Origin of the sequence: Streptomyces sp. I05A-00742 (assembly GCF_013055795.1) — a bacterium.
GTDB lineage: Bacteria > Actinomycetota > Actinomycetes > Streptomycetales > Streptomycetaceae > Streptomyces.
Genome location: NZ_JABETO010000067.1, coordinates 1 through 17,915 on the forward strand (window position 1 = coordinate 1; position 17,915 = coordinate 17,915).

Below are 17,915 nucleotides of genomic sequence, written 5' to 3' on the forward strand. Positions count from 1 at the left end.
CGCCGGGCGCTCCCCGTCCCCGGCCCGCCCGTCGCGGCCGGCGGGGGCGGCGGACGCAGTCCGGCCAGGCGGCGCGCCCAGTACGCGCGCGCCGCCGGCCCGGACGCCCGTTCCTCGGCGGTCAGTTGGAGCTCGACGGCCTCGCGGTAGGCGGCGAGCCCTTCCGCCGCGAGCGCGTCCGGCACGTCGTCGGCGCCGAGACCCTCGTCGTACGCGCGGGTCAGGCCAGCCGTGATGCCGCCCAGCGACTGCTCGTCGCAGACGGCGTGGTCGAGGACGAGCGCGAGGACGTCCTCCGCGCTTCCGGCGGCCCCGGCGGCGAGGAACAACCGCAGCGGCGGCCCCTCCGACGGCCAGTCGGCCGACGCGGACAGCACCGCCTCCGCCGCCGTACGGCCGGGCGGGACCGCCACCTCCCGGACCCACCCCTCGGGCGCGCCGACCCGCTGCACCGGTACGCCCCGGCACACCTCCGGACGCACCCGCAGCGCGGGGTGCAGGGCGGCCAGGTGACCGGCGGCGGCCCGCAGCCGCGCGGCGTCAACTGCCCCGCGGGGAAAGACGAAGAACAGCGGGACGAGCGCGGGCCGCCCGGCCGGATCCATCCGGCGGGCGAGGAGGAACCTCCGCTGGGCCCCGGTGACGGGGAGCGGGGCGCCGGCCGGCCCGTCCGGACCGGTGAGCCGCCGGAAGCGGTCGAGATAGGACGAAGTGATACTGCGGGACTGCACGCTGACCTCCCGTGCGCCGGGGGCGCGACGGTTCGGGGAAACGAAGGGGGGTGGGAGAAGGACCGGGCGGTTCAGCCCGCGACGGGCCCCGGCACGCTCTCGGGGGCGGGCAGGTCGCGCAGCCGCCGCAGGGGGGAGAGCAGGAGGGGAAGCGGGACCAGCACGAAACCGGCGGCGCACAGCCAGACGGCGGCGCGGGCCCCGCAGGCCCCGGCGACGGCCCCGCCGAGCAGGGCGCCGAAGGGCATCGTGCCCCAGACCACGAAGCGCAGGGTGGCGTTCATCCGGCCCAGCAGCGCGTCGGGGCAGAGAACCTGCCGGAAGCTGACCTGGGCGACGTTGTAGACCACGGCGCCGAAGAAGACGGCCGCCGAGCCGACGGCGAACCACACCGCCGCGGCACCGCGCCCGGCCAGCGGCCACAGCACGGCGAACGGCCCGCTGACGAGCGGGGCCAGCCAGATGACCCGCGCTCTTCCGAGGGTCCGCCCGAGGACGTCCGCGCACAGCGCCCCGGCCAGTCCGCCGACGGCCGACGCCGACAGCATCAGCCCGATGACACCGGGCGGCAGGTCCAGTACCCGGACCAGAAAGACCGTCTGCACGGCCACGAGCATCGAGGCGAAGAAGTTCGCGACCGCCGTCGAGCAGGCGATCATCCGCAGGACGGGGTTCCGGAAGACGAAGGCGAGCCCCTCCATGATCTGGGCGCGCAGGGGCTCACCGGTGGCCGGGGCGGGCTCGGGCTCGGGGGTGCGGATGCCGCGCAGGAAGAGCGCCGAGACGAGATAGCCGGCCGCGTCGGCGAGCAGGGCGAGGGGCGCGCCGACGACCTGCACCAGGACGCCGCCCACGCCGGGACCCGCCATCTGGGAGGACGAACGCACCGTCTCCAGGGCGCCGTTGCCCGCGACCAGCCTCTCGCGCGGGAGCAGGGACGGCAGATAGCTCTGGTGCGCGATGTCGAAGAAGACCGAGGCCACGCCGGTGACCAGGGCGACCACGTAGAGCTGGGTCATGGTCAGGACCCCGGCCCAGGCCGACAGCGGCAGGGCCGCCATCGCCACGGCCCGGACGACGTCGGCCCGGACGAGCACCGGCAGCCGGCGCATCCGGTCCACCCACGCCCCCGCGGGCAGGCCCACGAGCAGGAACGCGGCGGTCTCGGCGGCCGTCAGGATCCCCGTCTGCAGCGGCGAGGCGTCGAGTTCGACCACGGCGACCAGCGGCAGGGCGACCACGGTCACCTGCGCGCCCAGCTGACCTGCTGCCGCGCCGGACAGCAGCAGCCGGAAGTCACGGTCGCGTAAGAGGCCGCCGCCCTCGGACGTCATTGACAACATTTGACAGAGATTTGGCTATGCCGACCCCTTCAGTCAAAAACGGCGGATATTTTCGGTCAGTTGTGTTCGGATTGCGGACAGTGATGGCTGACCGTTCGGCGAAACACTTCGGACCGTCAGCTGAACGACACGTGACGTGACGCCTGGTGCGGCGGGTGATCGAAGGGGTGTGCGGCTCAAAAGGGGACGGGTCGTGCGAATGTCCGGATTTCGGTGCTCCGGCGTCGGCCGGCCCGTACCACCGGGGGCCCGGCGTCACGGCCAGGCCCCCGCACCCCCTCCGGCCCCCGTCAGCGCCCGGGGATGATGACCCGCTTGCCGGCCGGACCGAGCGGCACCGGGACCGACCGCGCCGCCGCCGCGCTCCGCTGCCCGCCGTCGAGCGGCTTCTGCACGGTGTTGATGCTGAGGGAGACCCCCTGGCCACCGGTGAACGTCCCGCTGGCGAAGGCGTTCACCCCGTCCGCCGTGACCTCGTACCCCGTCGTGTCGACGATGCCGTGCGCCCGGCAGTCGCGGAAGACCTCCTCGACCGGGACGAACCAGAGCCAGTGCAGGTCACCGTCGTGGTTGAGGTCGACCTTCTCCTCGAACCAGATCGCCACGTTCCCCGTCAGGGAGACGGTGGCCGTCCAGTCGATGTCGTACTTCTGGGTGCCCACCACCAGTGACGCGTCGACGACCGACTTCGGCGGGATCCGCAGCGGCAGGTCCACGCTCCAGTTCTGCACCTCCTTGTGCGAGAACTCCTGCGTCGAGGAGAGGGTCGCCTCGATCGACGTGGTCTCGCTGACCTTGGCGACGGCCGGGATCTCCGCCGAGACCTCCACCGTGACCCCGACCTTCAGCGCTTCCGTCACCGAGATCCGCAGGTCCTGCTCGGTCGTCCGGCTCTGCTTGTACGTGACCACCTGCTCGACGGCCGTGCCGTTGCGGTAGCTGGTCGAGACGGACGTGACCTGCCCGGGGACGGGGGAGGGGGCGCTGGGGTCGTAGACGATCCCGGTGTACCCGGTGCGGACCTGATGCCGGTGGTAGTCGCCGAGCGCGCCCTGCTTCCCGTAGTCCGTGGAGGCGGTGAACCGGCAGCCGTTCGAGCGGGGGAACCGCTCCCTGGCCATCCAGCGCCCCCACTCGTCCGTGATCTCCTGGAGCGGACGGGCGGCGGCCCTGGGCTTGCCGGAACCTGCGGTACGGGGCGCGGCGACGACGGAACCCGCCGCCACGCCGGGGACGGCGGCGGCGACACCGAGGGCGGGGGCGAAGGTCAGGACACGCCGTCTGGAGACATGACTCATTGAATTCCGTACTTCCGTAAGGGGGATGGGGGGCAAGCGGTGATCACCGCTTGGCACGCCATGCAATCCGCATTGCCTCCCGCTGCCCAGGGTCTTTGGTCCCGAATGCCGCGCCCCTGACGGAACCGCAGTTTTTGCGGCCTTCCCTGACCACGGTCAGCGTCGGGATGCCTGCCCCCTCAACCCCCGTACGTGTCCGCGGAATCGCCCAGCACCGCGGCGAAGTCCCGCGCCAGCCGCGCGGCGTCCTCCGGGACGAGGTCGGTCACGGTGATCCGCACGCCGGGCGCGGTGTCGATGCGGAAGCGGGCGCCGGCGGCGACCCACCAGCCGTGTGTGCGCAACCCGTTGACCACCGCCGACTCGTCCCGGACCGGCACCCACACATTCAGGCCGCTCGCGCCGTGGCCCGCGATGCCCCGCCGCCCGAGCTCCCCGAGCAGCGCGTCCCGCCGCTGCCCGTACGCCGCGCGGGCCCGGCCGACGAGGTCCCGTGTCCCCGTGTCCGTCATGAGACCGAGCACGGCGGTCTGGAGCAGATGGCTGACCCAGCCGGACGTGAGCAGCAGCCGCCCGTCGTGCCGGGCCAGCGTGGTCGCGTCGCACGCGGCGGCGGCCCACCGCAGGTCGCTGCCCAGGTGCTTCGTCACCGTCCGGACGTGCGCCCAGCGCGCGGGGCCCGTGCCGCAGAGCGAGTGCAGGGGCGCTCCGGCGACGTCCGCCGCGTGGTCGTTCTCGACCACGAGGACGTCCGGCGCGCCACGCAGCACCTCGGCCAGCGCGTCGCGCCGGGCGGCCGAGAAGCACCCGCCGTACGGGTTCTGCGCGCGCGGGCTGTACACGACGGCCCGTACGCCCGCCCGCAGCGCGGCGCGCAGCGCCTCGGGGCGGATCCCCTCGCCGTCCACCGCGACGGGTACGGAGCGCAGCCCCAGGGCGGTCACGAGGTCGAGCAGGTGGTGGTAGCCGGGGTCCTCCATCGCCACCGCGTCGCCGGGGCGCAGTTCGACGGAGAGCAGGCGTCCGACGAGGTCCAGCGATCCATGGGCGAAGGTCACGTGCCGCCCGGGGACTCCGTCCCGCTCCAGCCACCGGCGGACGGCGTCCTCCAGGGCCGGCAGCCGGGGCGCCGACCGGTGCGCGCCCGAGCCCGGCGACAGCCGGGCCGGCGGGACGAGGGCGGGCAGGAACGCCGGGTCGGGCTGCCCGTCCGCCAGATTGCGCAGCCCTTCCGGGATTCTGGGCGGCCGGCGGGACGCCACGGCGAGGGCCTCGGCGACGACGGTGCCGCCGCGGCCCCGCGTGACGACGACGCCGCGGCCGCGGAGCTCCTTGTAGGCCGTCGCGACCGTGCCGGGGCTCACGCCGAGCTCCTCGGCGAGCCGACGCACGGGAGGCAGGGCCGTCCCGGGCGTCAGCGTGCCCTCGGACACCGCGCGTTCCACGGACGCGGAAATGGCCTTGGCGGTCGTACCGGTGATCCCATAATGTATTGCCACGTACTCAACTATGTACCAATACATAACTGCTGGGCAAGGACACCGGGGGGAGTCAGTGACCGTTGACCGTGGGCGGACCGCACTGGGGAAGCGGCTGGGACGGCTGGCGCCGGGAAATCTGCCGGGGGGCCGCGACGGGCGCCGCATGCTCTGGGTCGCACTGGTCGACCGGGTCGGCAGCGGGCTGTGGGCCTCGACGTCGGTGCTGTACTTCACCTTCGTCACCCGGCTGACCGTGGGGGAGATCGGCGCCCTGGCCGCCGCCGCGGGCCTCGCCGGCCTCGTCGGACCGCCGGTCGGCGGCCGCCTCGCCGACCGGCTGCCGCTCACCCGCGTCCTCATCGCCTTCCAGCTCCTGCGCGCCGTGGCCGCGGCCGGCCTGCTCGTCACCGACGGCCTGGTACCGCTGCTGGCACTGTCGGCGGCCGGAGGCTTCGGCGACCGGGCGGCGAGCGTGCTCACCAAGCTCTACGCCTCCCGCGTCGCGGGCGCCGAGCGCGTCCGCTACCAGGCGGTCAACCGTACGGTGGCGAACGCGGGATGGACCGTCGGAGGGCTCGGCGCGGCGGCGGTCCTCGCCGTCGGCGGCGAGACCGTCTACCGCGTCCTGCTCCTCGGCGACGCCCTGTCGTTCGTGGCCGCCGCCCTCCTCACGGCCCGCTGCGCCGACGTCTCCGCCGGCACCCGTGTCGTCACGGGAGGCGCGGAGGGTGAGGAGGGAGGGGAGGGCGGGGAGGAAGCGGAGAGGGCCCGTCCCACCGGCCCGTGGCGCGACCGCACCTACCTGCTGTACGTGCTGACCGACGCGCTGCTCTTCCTCGACGACGCGGTCTTCAGGGTCGGCCTGCCGCTGTGGGCCGTGCACGCCACCGATGCCCCGCACGGAGCGGTCCCGCTGCTGCTGGTGCTCAACAGCGCCATGGTGGTGGGGCTCCAGGTGCCGCTGGCCCGGTTCGGCGCGACGACCCGCGCGGCGCACGCCCTGCTGCTGCCGCTCTCCGTCGTGTTCACGGTGTCCGGCGTGGCCATGGCTGCCTCCGCGGTGCACGGAGCCGTCGCGGCCGCCGTGTGTCTCACGGTGGCTGCGGCTGGGTTCACGCTCGCCGAGATGCTGCACGCGATCGTCTCCTGGGAGCTGTCGATCGCCCTCGCTCCCGACCACGCCCAGGGCACCTACCTCGGGGTTCACGGTCTCGCCCAGGCGAGCCAGCGCGCGGCCGGCCCCCTGGCCGTCACGGCGGCCATCGCCGCCGGACCGTTCGGCTGGGGCGTCTTCGGCGTGATCATCGCGGGTGGGTCGCTGGCCCAGCACCGCCTCGTCCGCGGGCGGCTCCCGCGCGCGGCGGAACCGGCGGAGACGGAGAAGGGGAAGGCGGTGGTGGAGCAGGCCCCGGAGTCGGTGCAACGCAGCTGAACCGAGGGGGCGTTCGTCGCGGCCGGAACGGGCGGCGGCCGGGGGTGCCGACATGGAGACCGCAACAGGCCTCGCCCGCCCGCCCGTTCACGTCACCGGCTTCTGCACCTCCCGCACCCAAGCGGTGAGCCCGGCCAGGAATCCCGCGCGCTCCTGCGGAGTGAGCGAGGCCAGCGCGCGCAGCAGCGGCCGGCCCCGCAGGGCGACGAAGGACTCGATCGGCTCCCGGTACCCCTCGGCGAGCGACACCAGGATCCGCCGGCGGTTGGCCGGGTCCTCGGCGCGTTCCACGATCCCCGCCCGGTGCAGTCCCCCGACCAGTTCGCTCGCGGTGGACAGCGAGACGTGCAGCCGCCGAGCGATCTCACCCACGGTCAGTGGTTCCGAGGCGAGCAGCTGCGGCAGCACCGCACCATGACGAGGCGTCAGCTTGAACGTCTCCATCGCGTCGAGCAACGGCGCGGGCATGAGGCCCTGTACGGCCGCGGAACGGAAGTGGGGCTCCAGGAGCGGTACGAGGCTGACGACGGAGGTGTCGTCGGGGCCCGGCGTGGGGGCCGGGTGCGGGGGCGGATCAGCATGCTGCATACTGCGAAGTGTAAACGGTTCGGAACAACAAACTATTCGGAAATCCGAAAGGTTGGTGTCCCTGTGTCGCCGGTCAGCTATCACGACGCCGTCAACGATGCTCTGGAACGGCTGGACGATCTCGGGTACGAACGGGGAAAGGGCGCGGATCTGGCCAACCACGGCCCGATGGGGGCGGAGGCGCTCGCGCTGCTCGGCCACGAGGACGAGGTGGCCGGCTGGGTCCGCCGGTACCGGGGGGTGATGGAGCACCACGAGCCGCCGGCCGGGCGCTTCCCCCTGGACGCCGCCGACGAGTCCTCCTGGCGCCCCGCGCTCGGCGCCTTCCACCGGGCCGGCGACTGGGAACGCCTCTTCGAGCGCGAACTGTCGGAAGCGCACTGGCGGGACGTCCTCGGCCGGTGGTGGCCGCGCCTGCTCCCCGGACTGTTCGCCGGGCTGACCCACGGCCTCATCCGCACCGCGCACGCCGTCCGCGGCCTCTACGCCGCGGGGGACGGACCCACCCCGTTCCAGCGCCGCGAACTGGCCCGCGGGCTCGCCTACTGGGCCGGCCGCTACCGGGAACTCCCCGGCACACCGCGCCTCGAAGGGACGTACACCCTCCCCGCCGCGGTGGCCGCCCTGCCCCGCACGGCCGAGGACGGCCCGTTCACCGTGGGGGTCGTCCAGCGGCGTCTCGCGTCCCTCGGCGAACTCCCCGGCTACGGCGAGGCGATGGGACGGCTGGCCCCGGAAGAGACGTCCCGGCTGCTGAGCGAGATGACGTGCCAGTTCGCCGACGTCTACCTCGGCCACCCCGAGGTGTACCCCGTACCGCTCGTCCACGGCGTCACCGCTCCCGCCGCCGTCCGCATCGTCCTGCCCCACCTGCCGCGGGAAGTGCACGCGCCGACGCTGGCCCGGATCTGGCAGGTGCAGTCCGCCCTCCTGGTGATGCTCACCACCGACCGGCGCGGCGAGGGCACGACGGCATGGCTGGAGGAGGTCCCGGAGCCGCCCCGCACGGCCGAACTCGGTGCCCGGGCGGCCGAGCACGGTGACGAACACGTCATCAAGATGACCGAGGCGTGCCTGCGCGAGTACGCCCTGCGGCCCGACCCCCGCTACCTCGCCGCCGCGGCCGCCGCCCAACGGCGCATCCCCCGGCTGGACGGCGGCGGCGGAATCGGCGGACTGCGCATGGACACGGCCTGACCGACGGCCCGCGACCGGTATGTAGTCAGTCCGCGGAGGAAGGGGAGGAGGGCGAGGAAGCGGAGAGGAAGGAAGAGGCGCGGGACCGGGTCTCCTCGGGAGAGAGGTAGGCGTCCGTGTACTCGAAGTCCCGCAGGGTGGCCGGCCGTCGGCTCTGGAATCCGGTACGGACGTAGTCGTCGCCCGCCGCGGCGTTGAGCAGCCAGTTCGTCGCCGTCCTGACCTTGGCGACATTGGTGCGCAGGGCCATCAGGTGGTAGCCGCGGGCCACCGCCTGCGCGGGCAGCCCCGTCAGCTGCACACCCAGCGGCCGGGAGACCGCGTCCTTGCCGCCGAGGTCCACCACGAGGCCGAGGTCCTTGTGGACATACGGACGCAGGGGCTCCCCGCGCAGCCGCGCCACCACGTTGTCGGCGACCACCCGGCCCTGGCGCTGGGCGTGCTGCGCCGTGGGCGGGCAGACCGCCCCGTCGCCCTTGGCGCGGTCCGGCACGGCCGCGGCGTCGCCGAGGGCGAAGACGCCGTCGAACCCGGGCAGCGTCATGCGGTCGGTGACGGCCAGCCGCCCCTTCACGGTCTCGGCGCCCAGCGTGCCGACGAGGGGGCTGGCCGTCACCCCCGCCGTCCAGATCAGGGTCCGGCAGGGCAGCTCCCGGCCGTCCGTCAGCGTGACCCGGTCGTGCTCCGCCTTGGCCACCGAGACGCCCAGGGAGATCTCGATGCCCCGCCGGCGGAGGGTCCGCGCGGCCTCGGCGCCCAGCCGGTCGCCGAGCTCGGGCATCAGCTTCGGCGCCTTGTCCACGATGTGCCACCGGATCTCCCGCGGGTCCAGCCGCGGGTAGCGCCGGCACGCCGCCGTGGTGATCCGCTGCAGACAGGCCGCCGTCTCCGTCCCCGCGTAACCGCCACCGACGACGACGAACCGCAGCCGCGCGGCACGCTCGGCCGCGTCGACGGCGGCATCGGCCAGGTCCAGCTGCGCGATGACGTGATCGCGCAGGTAGGCGGCCTCCGCCAGGGTCTTCATGCCGCGGGCGTGTTCGGTCAGGCCGGGGATGTCGAAGGTCCGGGTGATGCTGCCCGGCGCGAGCACGACGATGTCGTACGGCTCGTCGACGACCTCGTCGGTGATCTTCCGGATGACGCACACCTTGGCCGCCGCGTCCACCCCGATGGCACCGCCCGGGAGCACCCGGGTCCGGCGCAGCCCGCGGCGCAGCGAGACGGCCACGGACTGCGGAGTGAGAACCCCGGAAGCCACTTGAGGCAGAAGGGGCAGGTAGAGCTGATAGTCGAAGGGAGTGACGAGAGTGATCTGTGCTTCGTCGGGCTTGAGCTTGCGTTCCAGACGCCGGGCGCACTCGACTCCGGCGAATCCGCCGCCGACGATCAGGATGCGGGGGCGGGTCGTGGCCCGGGGTGTGGTCGTGGTCGTGGTCATGCCCTGACGTCTGCTCGCTCGGAGCCGGTTCAGTGCTGATTCCGGGTGGTTGGGTGTACGGGTCTGCTCGTCGGACGGGCGCCGCGTCCCCTCCTCGTGGTCCCGTCAGCGGTGGAGGAGCTGGTCCGGGAGCCGCGCACAGTGCCGGCTGGCCCGGGCAGGGCCGGCGGTGAGGGCGTGGGAGGCGGCGGTGAGGAGGGTCGCCAGCGTGGTGAGGGGCCAGTTGGCGGTGAGGGGCGTGGTGGTGGCCAGGGCGAACGTGGTGAGCGCCATGGACGCCGTGACCGTCGTGCTCGTCCACGCGACCGTCCGGGGAAGCCGGTGAGGGGTGGGGATCCACCGGGCCAGCGTGCCGGTCATGGTGATGGCCACCAGCGTGACGAGGGCGGCGAGCGCCGTGAACGTGGTGAGCTGTGTCGCCAGCAGATGTGCCGCGTGCGGCAGTTGCCAGGATCCCGACGGAGCCGTGGTGCGGAGGAGGTACCAGGCGGCGACCAGCAGCGGAGTGGCGAACGCGGTGGCCCGGGCGGTGTGCCGGATCTGGGCGATGGTGAGCTCGTGCTGACAGGCGGGGCGGAGCTCGTCGGCCGTCCCGCACTCCCGGACGGCGAGCTCCGCGGCCCGCTCGTAGGGCATGCCGTCCCGCACACGCTCCGCCACGGCGTCGGTAAGACCGCCCCGAAGCTCCTCCAGCATGCGGGCCTTGGCCGCGGGCGGGCCGTGGAGGGCCGCGTCCAGAGCGGTGAGGTGGTCCTCGACGGGGTCGCCGGACGGTTGGAGGGCGACGGGCGACGGAGCGTCAGTTCCGCTGTTAGGGCCGCCTGTTCGGCTGTCGGATGTCATGTGGTGAGTCCGGACGGTGTGGTGGGATTGAGGACGGAGCCGATCGCGGCGGTGAACTCCCGCCAGGCCGTCCGCTCGGCGTCGAGCGTGTGCCGGCCGGCCTCCGTGAGTTCGTAGCAGCGCCGCCGCCGTTCGCCGTCGGCCTGCCAGGTGCTCCGCAGGAACCCGAGCCGTTCCAGGCGGTTGAGCGCCGGATAGATCGTGCCGGTGCGGAGTTCCAGCATGCCGCTGCTGCGGTGCTGGACGGCCGTGATGATCGCGTATCCGTGGAGCGGGCCGGTTTCGAGTACGGCGAGCAGCAGCCCGTCGAGATGCCCTCGTACAGCGTTCTGCCTCATAAGTAGCCAGCGTACTCATCCGACTTGTTGGTGTGCTATCTATTGCCAGCCAATATATTGACGTGACGGGTTGGAGGTGTTGGCGGTGGATGCGACGGACGGCCGACTGCCCGGGACGCCGGACCGGCAGCGGGAGTTGAGGGCTCACGGGGCGCCGCCGCGACTGCTCGCCTTGGGCGAAGTGCTTGCCTTGTGGGACGGGCGAGGGCACGTTGGGCCGGACCGGTTCTTGACGCGGCGCGCCCGGGGGAGGGGCGGTGGATCCGCGGGAGCGGTGGAATCCGGACGGATTTCCTACACGGGAGGGGGTGGTCGCAGTGGCGCGGAGCGGTGACGCGGCTGTCGAAGTGGCTGGTTTGGTCAAGGTGTTCGGTGGCGGGGTACGGGCGGTGGACGGCGTCGACCTGGTCGTGCCCACGGGCGGGGTCTACGGCGTCTTAGGGCCCAACGGCGCGGGCAAGACGACGTTCATCCGGATCCTGGGAACGCTGCTGCGGCCGGACGGCGGCCGGGTGCGGGTGTTCGGCCGGGACGTGGTGTCGGACGCCGAGGGCGTACGGGCCCGGGTCTCCCTGACGGGACAGTTCGCCTCGCTCGACGAGGAGTTGACCGGCCAGGAGAACCTCGTACTGCTGGGCCGTCTGCTGGGCTACGGGCGCCGGGGCGCGCGGGAGCGGGCGGCGGGACTGCTGGAGGGGTTCGGCCTGACCGAAGCCGGAGGGCGGCAGGTCAAGAGCTACTCGGGCGGGATGCGGCGGCGGCTCGACATCGCTGCCTCCCTGGTGAGCAGGCCCGACCTGCTGTTCCTGGACGAGCCCACCACCGGCCTGGACCCGCGCAGCCGGAACCAGGTGTGGGAGATGGTGCGCGGAGTGGTGGCGCAGGGAACGACGGTTCTCCTGACGACGCAGTACCTGGACGAGGCCGACCGGCTGGCGTCCCGCATCGCGGTGTTCGACCGCGGGAGAGTGATCGCCGAAGGGACGAAGGCAGAGCTCAAGGCATCGGTCGGAGCCGGGTCGGTGCAGGTCAGGCTGGAGGACCCGGACTGCCGGGAGAAGGCGGAGCGCGTGCTGAGCGGCTGCCTGGGAGCCGCCGCACAGCCGGAGGACGACCCGGTGGCCCTGACCGTACGGCTGGGCGGCGGGGGCACGGACGCGGCGGAGCAGGCCGCCCGGGCCCTGGCGGAGCTGGCCAGGGCGGGGATCGGCGTGGAGTCGTTCGCCCTGGGACAGCCTAGCCTGGACGAGGTGTTCCTCGCGTTGACCGACGACGGTTCCGGCACTGTCCGGAAGAACGGGGAGGTGGCGGCATGACCACGGTGACGGGCTCCGGAACCGGCGCGGATCCCGGGGCGGGTCCTGGAGCGGGTCCTGGAGCGGGTCCCGGCGTGGACTCGGGGGCGGGTCCTGGAGCGGATCCGGGAACGGGAACGGCAACGGCCTCGGATGCCGGGGTGGGCACAGGCGTCGGGACGGCATCCGGGACCGGGACGGCTCCGGGCACCGGGACGGCTCCCGGCACCGGCGCGGCGCTCATCGGGTCGCTGCTCGCGGGCGAGAGGCCGCCGAAGCCCGGGGCGTTGTCGACGTCACTGGCGTTCGGATGGCGTGCGGTATTGAGGATCAAGCACGTACCCGAGCAGCTGTTCGACGTCACGGCCTTCCCCGTGATGCTCGTGCTGATGTACACGTACCTGTTCGGCGGCGCGCTGGCGGGATCGACCGGGGAGTACCTGCAGTTCCTCCTGCCCGGGATCCTGGTGATGTCCGTCGTGATGATCACCATGTACACGGGGATGGCGGTCAACACCGACATCGGCAAGGGCATCCTGGACCGTTTCCGCAGTCTCCCGGTGTGGCGCCCGTCGGTCATGGTGGGCTACCTGCTCGGCGACATGCTGCGGTACGTCTGCGCCTCGGTGGTGATCCTGACGGTGGGTCTGGTGATGGGCTACCGCCCGGACGGCGGAGCCGGTGGCGTGGTCGGGGCCGTGGCCCTGCTGCTCGTGTTCAGTTTCGCCTTCTCCTGGGTGTGGACGATGTTCGGACTGTTGCTCCGCACGGAGAAAGCGGTGATCGGCGCATCCATGGCAGTGATCTTCCCGCTGACCTTCTTGAGCAATGTGTTCGTCGACCCGCACACCATGCCCGGCTGGCTCCAGGCCTTCGTCAACAACAGCCCACTGACGCATCTGTGCAGCTCGGTGCGCGGAATGATGGAAGGGAACTGGCCGGCGGCCCACATCGCGTGGTCGCTGGGCTGGTCCGCGCTGTTCGTCCTGGTCTTCGGCCCGGTCACGATGCGGCTCTACGCCCGCAAGTGACACCGGGGTGGGGCGGTACGCGGCGCGGCTGCCCCACCTGGTGGGTCCCTGCTCGCTGCGCGAGAGCCCGTTAGCGGTCCCCGAGCGCGTGGAACGCTTCCTTGGGCTCCCGGGCACGCCGGGGTACATGCGGTCCGAGTCGAGGATCCCGTGGCCCTCGGCGGGAACCTTGACGATGGCGTAGGAAGCCGTGTCCAGATCCTGCCCCCCCTCCGTGCGGACGGTGCGGGAGGGCGTAGCCGGAGAAGCTGAACCAGAGGACGGAATCGACGCCTTCCTCCTCGAAGACGGGCAGGAGGCTGTCGAGTAGCGGACTCTGCTCGCCCTCGTCGCCTACCAGGTCCGGCTTGAGGGTGACACCGTCCTTCTCCATGGCCACGTACCGGCCCGCGCCACCGAGGTCGCCCGCCTCCTGGAAGGTGCAGCACCCGACCTCCAGCACGGCCACCGGCTTGCCGTGGGCGAACTCCTCGCGCAGGTCGTCGCGGTAGGTGTCCGCGTTGCGCAGGCTCCGGAAGGCGTCCAGGCCGACGATGTCGAAGGGGCTCCGGTCCACGCCGTCCAAAGGGCTGGACGCGTAGCTGAGAGGGCCGCCGAAGACGGGGCGCACGGCCGCGACGACCTCGTGAGACCCCCTCGCCGTCCTCGCTGCCCGGCCGGCTGGTCACTTTCCCGGCCGTCCTGGTCGTCCACGAGTTGTTCACGACCCAGCGCACCCCGTCGCCCGACGCCGACTTGGAGGAGATGGCGGACGTCCTGTTCCTGCCGCTCGTCAGGAGGCGGTAGAGGGAGCGAGGGCTGTCCCAGGCTTCCCCTCCCCGCAGGCCACATGGCCGGCGCCCGCCCTTCCGCCCGTCCGGCGAAACGCAAGTGCCGATCGTGCATTATCGGACACCTCGTTCCGAACGCGACCGGGCGCCCGAGGTGGCGCAAGCCCCTTATGTCCGCCCACCCGAAGCATGCCGGATCACGGCAAAGCGGACTCAAGTCGCCCTCTCCTCGGCCCCCGGCGACCGGTTCGGCCGGGCGCTCCCGACGCCCAGAACGGCGTAAAGGCGACGGCACCCCTTCTCCCGCCTCGACCAACATCATCTGACGCTGCTTCACTTGCGCGTCCGGAGCCCGGTCACCCGATCAGGTGAGCAATAGGGCTCCTCTTTGACGTGTGTGCCCAGACGGAAGGACCGGGATGTCGACCGCAGCGCACCGGCAGCAGCCGGAGCAGCCCGAGGAGCCGGCGGGGCGTGCCCAGCTCAGCCTGGGGATCGCCGCCGCGCGGAATCTGGCGACCACTACCAAGAGTGTCCCGCAGATGCAGGGCATCAGCTCGCGGTGGCTGCTGCGGATGCTGCCCTGGGTGGAGGTCAAGGGCGGTACGTACCGGGTCAACCGGCGGCTCGTCCACGAGGTCGGCGACGGACGGGTCACCTTCGTCCAGGAAGGGGCCGCGGTCCGTGTCGTCCCGGCCGAGCTCGGCGAGCTGTCGCTGCTGCGCGGGTTCGAGGACGACGCCGCGCTGCGGGCGCTGGCCGAGCGGTGCGAGCAGCGGGAGTACGCGCCGGGACAGGTGATCGTCGAACGGGGCGGGACCGTCGACGAGGTCCACCTCATCGCGCGCGGCAAGGTCGAGAAGCTCGGTGCCGGGAAGTACGGCGAGGACTTCCGGCGCGGCGTGGTAGCCGACGGCGGGTTCTTCGGCGGCGAGACGCTGGCCGACGAACCGGGCACCTGGGAATTCACGGCGCGGGCGCTGACTGCGTGCACCGTGCTCACGCTCCCCCGCGCCGCGTACGAGAACGTGGCGGAACGGAACGAGCGGCTGCGGGCGCACGTCCACCACCGCCTGGCGGAGACGTCGCGCCCGCGGAACAGGAAGGGCGAGGCGGAGATCGCCCTCGCTGCCGGCCACACCGGCGAGCCCGTCATACCCGGCACCTTCGTCGACTACGAACTCGTGCCGCGTGAGTACGAGTTGAGCGTGGCGCAGACCGTGCTGCGGGTGCACAGCCGGGTCGCCGATCTGTACAACGACCCGATGGACCAGGTCGAGCAGCAGCTCCGGCTGACCATCGAGGCGCTGCGCGAGCGCCAGGAGTCGGAACTGGTCAACAACCGCGAGTTCGGACTGCTCCACAACGCCGACCACAGCCAGCGCGTCTCCACCCACTCCGGGCCGCCCACCCCGGACGACATGGACGAGCTGCTGAGCATGCGGCGCGGCACCAAGGCGTTCTTCGCCCACCCCCGGGCCGTCTCGGCCCTCGGCCGCGAGTGCAACAAGCGGGGACTGGCGCTGGACAGCGCCGACGTCAACGGCCGGCCCGTGCCCGCCTGGCGGGGCGTGCCGATCCTGCCCTGCGGCAAGATCCCGGTGACCGAACAGGGCACCTCCTCGATCCTGGCGATGCGCCTGGGCGAGGACGAGGAAGGGGTCGTCGGCCTGCGGCAGACCGGCATCCCGGACGAGTACGAGCCCGGCCTCAACGTCCGCTTCATGGGCATCAACGACCAGGCGGTCATCTCCTACCTCGTCAGCACCTATTTCTCGGCGGCCGTCCTCGTGCCCGACGCACTGGGTGTCCTGGAGAACGTCGAGGTCTTCCACACGCCCTCGTAACGCCCTGCGCCCTCGTAAAGCCTGTCCGCGCCAGGAACAAGGAGAACGAACCGGTGTCACTGCTGTCGCGGATGACCGCGCCCACGGCCCGGCACGATGCGGCACGGCTCGTGGCGTCGCTGCTCACCGAGGACAGGACCGCCCCCAGGTCGCTCCGTCCGCCCACCGGGCCGACAGGACTGGGCACGTCCGCCGCCCGTGTCGTGGCAAAGAACGCGCATCTTCCGGTTCCGGCGAGGAACGCGCACGCTTCGCCACAGGACGCACACACCCCGGCGCGGGAGCCGTCCGCCCCCGGCGTCGTCCCCGAGCTCTACTGCCCGCCCGCCCTCCGGGACGACCCGGCGCTCGGCCGGGAGGTCAACGACCGCCTGGTCGCCTGGGCCGGCGAGGCCGGCATCTACGCAGGACGGCTCGACCGCGTCCGCGCCGCCGACTTCGGACGGCTGATGATGCTGGCCCACCCCGACACCGACGACCCGGACCGGCTCCTGGCGGCGGGCAAGTGCGCGCTGGCCGAGTGGGCCACGGACGACTACTACTGCGACGACGGAGCGGGCCCCGAGATGCTGGGCTCGCACCTGGGCCCCGCGTACGCGTCCCTCGACCCGGCCCACCTCCCCGTCCGCCACGCGGCAGCCTGGGAGCGGGAGATGCGCGAGGACCCCGTACGGGTCGCCCTGCGCTCCGGGATGGAGCACCTGTCCCGGTACGCGGAACCGTCCCAACTCGCCCGGCTGCACCACGAGGTGGCCGTCCTCTTCGTCGGGTACGGACAGGAGGGCTCCTGGCGTTCCCGGGGATATCTGCCCACCGTCCCCGAATACCTGGCGCACCGTCAGATCAACAGCTTCCTGCCCTGCATCGCGCTGGCCGACGTGGTGGGCGGCTACGCCCTCCCCGCCGACGAGTACGCCGACCCGCGGGTGCGCCGCGCCGTGACCATGGCCGCCACCGCCGCCACGCTCGTCAACGACCTCTACTCCATGACCAAGGAACACGACGCGGAAGGCGTGGAGTTCAACCTGCCGACCGTGATCGCCGAGCGGGAACGGTGCTCGGTGCGCGAGGGGATCGAGCGGAGCGCGGAGATCCACGACGAGCTGGTGCACACCTACGAGGCGGAGGCGGCGGCCCTGGCCCTCACCGGCTCGCCGCAGCTGCGCCGCTTTCTCACGGGGGTGTGGGCCTGGCTCGGCGGCAACCGGGCCTGGCACAGCGGGAGCCCCCGCTACAACACCGCCTGACCTCCCTGAACCGCTCAACTGCCTGAACCGCCTGACCAACGCTTCGAGGAGCACAACCCATGACCCCCGTCCTGCGCACTGCCTACCAGAAGTCGGTCGCCGAGTACTGGAACAAGGAGAAGGACCCGGTCAACCTGAGGCTGGGCGACGTCGACGGTCTCTACCACCACCACTACGGGCTCGGCGACTACGACCCGTCCGTCCTGGAGGGCCCCGAGGAGACCCGCGACGCGCGCATCGTCGAGGAGCTGCACCGGCTGGAGTCGGCCCAGGCGGACGTCCTCCTGGACCACCTCGGCCCCGTCGCCCCCGACCACCGGCTGCTGGACGCCGGCTGCGGCCGCGGCGGCAGCAGCATCATGGCCAACGCCCGCTTCGGCTGCCGGGTGGACGGCGTGTCCATCTCGCAGGCCCAGGTCGACTTCGCCAACGAGCAGGCCCGCAAACGCGGCGTGGACGACCAGGTGCGCTACCACTTCCGCAACATGCTGGACACGGGCCTGCCGACCGGAGCCTTCCAAGGCATCTGGAACAACGAGTCCACCATGTACGTGGACCTCTTCGAACTCTTCGCCGAGCACGCCCGGCAACTGGCCTTCGGCGGCCGCTACGTCGTCATCACCGGCTGCTCCAACGACGTGACGGGCGGCCGCTCCAAAGCCGTCAGCCGGATCGACGAGCACTACACCTGCAACATCCACCCCCGCAGCGCCTACTTCAAGGCGATGGCCGCCAACGGTCTCGTCCCCATGAACGTCGTCGACCTGACGGCGGCCACGATCCCGTACTGGGAGCTCCGCGCACAGTCCTCCCTCGCCACCGGCGTCGAGGACCCGTTCCTGACCGCCTACCGCGAGGGCAGCTTCCACTACCTGCTCATCGCTGCCGATCGCGTCTGACCGTTCGGTGTGTGGGGCCGTCCCTGTGGCGGGGAGACGGCCCCACACTCGCTATGGGTGGTGGTGTGGGTGGGGTGTGTGGGTGGTGTAGTGGGTGGGGTGGGTGGGGTGGTTGGGGGTGCCTTGTTGGGCGG

General features: G+C 72.4%; 15 protein-coding genes and 1 pseudogene. 7 read left to right on the top strand and 9 right to left on the bottom strand.

The features are described from left to right. The 4 genes and pseudogenes from HN013_RS31280 to HN013_RS31295 form a co-directional block, all read right to left on the bottom strand. Positions 1 to 731: pseudogene (locus HN013_RS31280) on the bottom strand (non-ribosomal peptide synthetase); the annotation flags it as partial. A 71-nt stretch (positions 732 to 802) separates the two neighbouring features. Further along, a complete protein-coding gene (locus tag HN013_RS31285; protein ID WP_171172259.1) occupies positions 803 to 2,065 on the bottom strand; it encodes an MFS transporter in 1,263 nt (420 codons plus the stop codon). Between the two features lie 299 nt (positions 2,066 to 2,364). Continuing rightward, positions 2,365 to 3,372 (bottom strand): cytotoxin leucocidin, encoded by a 1,008-nt coding sequence (locus tag HN013_RS31290; protein WP_171172261.1) that lies wholly within the window; start codon positions 3,370 to 3,372, stop codon positions 2,365 to 2,367. Positions 3,373 to 3,551: 179 nt separating this feature from the next. Further along, positions 3,552 to 4,871, bottom strand: a complete 1,320-nt coding sequence (locus HN013_RS31295) for an aminotransferase class I/II-fold pyridoxal phosphate-dependent enzyme (RefSeq protein ID WP_312018770.1) — start codon at positions 4,869 to 4,871, stop codon at positions 3,552 to 3,554. Positions 4,872 to 4,926: 55 nt separating this feature from the next. Between HN013_RS31295 and HN013_RS31300 the strand changes: the two genes are divergently transcribed. Continuing rightward, entirely contained in the window at positions 4,927 to 6,285 is a 1,359-nt protein-coding gene (locus tag HN013_RS31300) for an MFS transporter (RefSeq protein ID WP_312018771.1), read from the top strand. Between the two features lie 87 nt (positions 6,286 to 6,372). Here HN013_RS31300 and HN013_RS31305 read toward each other — a convergent pair whose 3' ends face one another. Beyond that, positions 6,373 to 6,873, bottom strand: coding sequence for a MarR family winged helix-turn-helix transcriptional regulator (locus HN013_RS31305; protein ID WP_171172264.1), 501 nt, complete (start codon positions 6,871 to 6,873; stop codon positions 6,373 to 6,375). 63 nt (positions 6,874 to 6,936) lie between these two features. Between HN013_RS31305 and HN013_RS31310 the strand changes: the two genes are divergently transcribed. Then, complete coding sequence (locus tag HN013_RS31310) at positions 6,937 to 8,070, top strand: questin oxidase family protein (RefSeq protein WP_171172266.1); 1,134 nt, start codon at positions 6,937 to 6,939, stop codon at positions 8,068 to 8,070. Between the two features lie 25 nt (positions 8,071 to 8,095). On the opposite strand, the gene HN013_RS31315 is transcribed toward HN013_RS31310, so the two are convergent. From HN013_RS31315 to HN013_RS31325, 3 genes are all read right to left on the bottom strand, one after another. Then, entirely contained in the window at positions 8,096 to 9,511 is a 1,416-nt protein-coding gene (locus tag HN013_RS31315) for an NAD(P)/FAD-dependent oxidoreductase (RefSeq protein ID WP_171172268.1), read from the bottom strand. A gap of 105 nt (positions 9,512 to 9,616) precedes the next feature. Continuing rightward, on the bottom strand, positions 9,617 to 10,354 hold the full coding sequence (locus tag HN013_RS31320; RefSeq protein WP_171172270.1) for a permease prefix domain 1-containing protein: 738 nt from the start codon (positions 10,352 to 10,354) through the stop codon (positions 9,617 to 9,619). Beyond that, complete coding sequence (locus HN013_RS31325) at positions 10,351 to 10,692, bottom strand: PadR family transcriptional regulator (RefSeq protein ID WP_171172272.1); 342 nt, start codon at positions 10,690 to 10,692, stop codon at positions 10,351 to 10,353. The genes HN013_RS31320 and HN013_RS31325 overlap by 4 nt, the downstream gene beginning before the upstream one ends. A gap of 347 nt (positions 10,693 to 11,039) precedes the next feature. Between HN013_RS31325 and HN013_RS31330 the strand changes: the two genes are divergently transcribed. Together HN013_RS31330 and HN013_RS31335 are read left to right on the top strand one after the other, a co-directional pair. Further along, positions 11,040 to 12,008 carry an ATP-binding cassette domain-containing protein gene (locus HN013_RS31330; RefSeq protein ID WP_398981138.1) on the top strand — a complete coding sequence of 323 codons (969 nt, stop codon included), beginning with the start codon at positions 11,040 to 11,042 and terminating at the stop codon, positions 12,006 to 12,008. Next, on the top strand, positions 12,005 to 13,018 hold the full coding sequence (locus HN013_RS31335) for an ABC transporter permease (protein ID WP_398981141.1): 1,014 nt from the start codon (positions 12,005 to 12,007) through the stop codon (positions 13,016 to 13,018). Before HN013_RS31330 ends, HN013_RS31335 begins: the two co-directional genes overlap by 4 nt. Before the next feature lie 70 nt (positions 13,019 to 13,088). On the opposite strand, the gene HN013_RS31340 is transcribed toward HN013_RS31335, so the two are convergent. Continuing rightward, entirely contained in the window at positions 13,089 to 13,628 is a 540-nt protein-coding gene (locus HN013_RS31340; protein WP_249375650.1) for a hypothetical protein, read from the bottom strand. Positions 13,629 to 14,207: 579 nt separating this feature from the next. Here HN013_RS31340 and HN013_RS31345 point away from each other — a divergent pair. From HN013_RS31345 to HN013_RS31355, 3 genes are read left to right on the top strand one after another with little or no spacing between them, the layout of a single operon-like run. Next, positions 14,208 to 15,635 carry a family 2B encapsulin nanocompartment shell protein gene (locus HN013_RS31345; protein ID WP_171172274.1) on the top strand — a complete coding sequence of 476 codons (1,428 nt, stop codon included), beginning with the start codon at positions 14,208 to 14,210 and terminating at the stop codon, positions 15,633 to 15,635. 53 nt (positions 15,636 to 15,688) lie between these two features. Further along, a complete protein-coding gene (locus HN013_RS31350; RefSeq protein WP_312018772.1) occupies positions 15,689 to 16,882 on the top strand; it encodes a family 2 encapsulin nanocompartment cargo protein terpene cyclase in 1,194 nt (397 codons plus the stop codon). Between the two features lie 59 nt (positions 16,883 to 16,941). Then, the gene (locus tag HN013_RS31355; RefSeq protein WP_171172276.1) at positions 16,942 to 17,781 is read left to right on the top strand and encodes a geranyl diphosphate 2-C-methyltransferase; all 840 of its coding nucleotides are present in this window, start codon (positions 16,942 to 16,944) and stop codon (positions 17,779 to 17,781) included. Positions 17,782 to 17,915 lie beyond the last annotated feature (134 nt).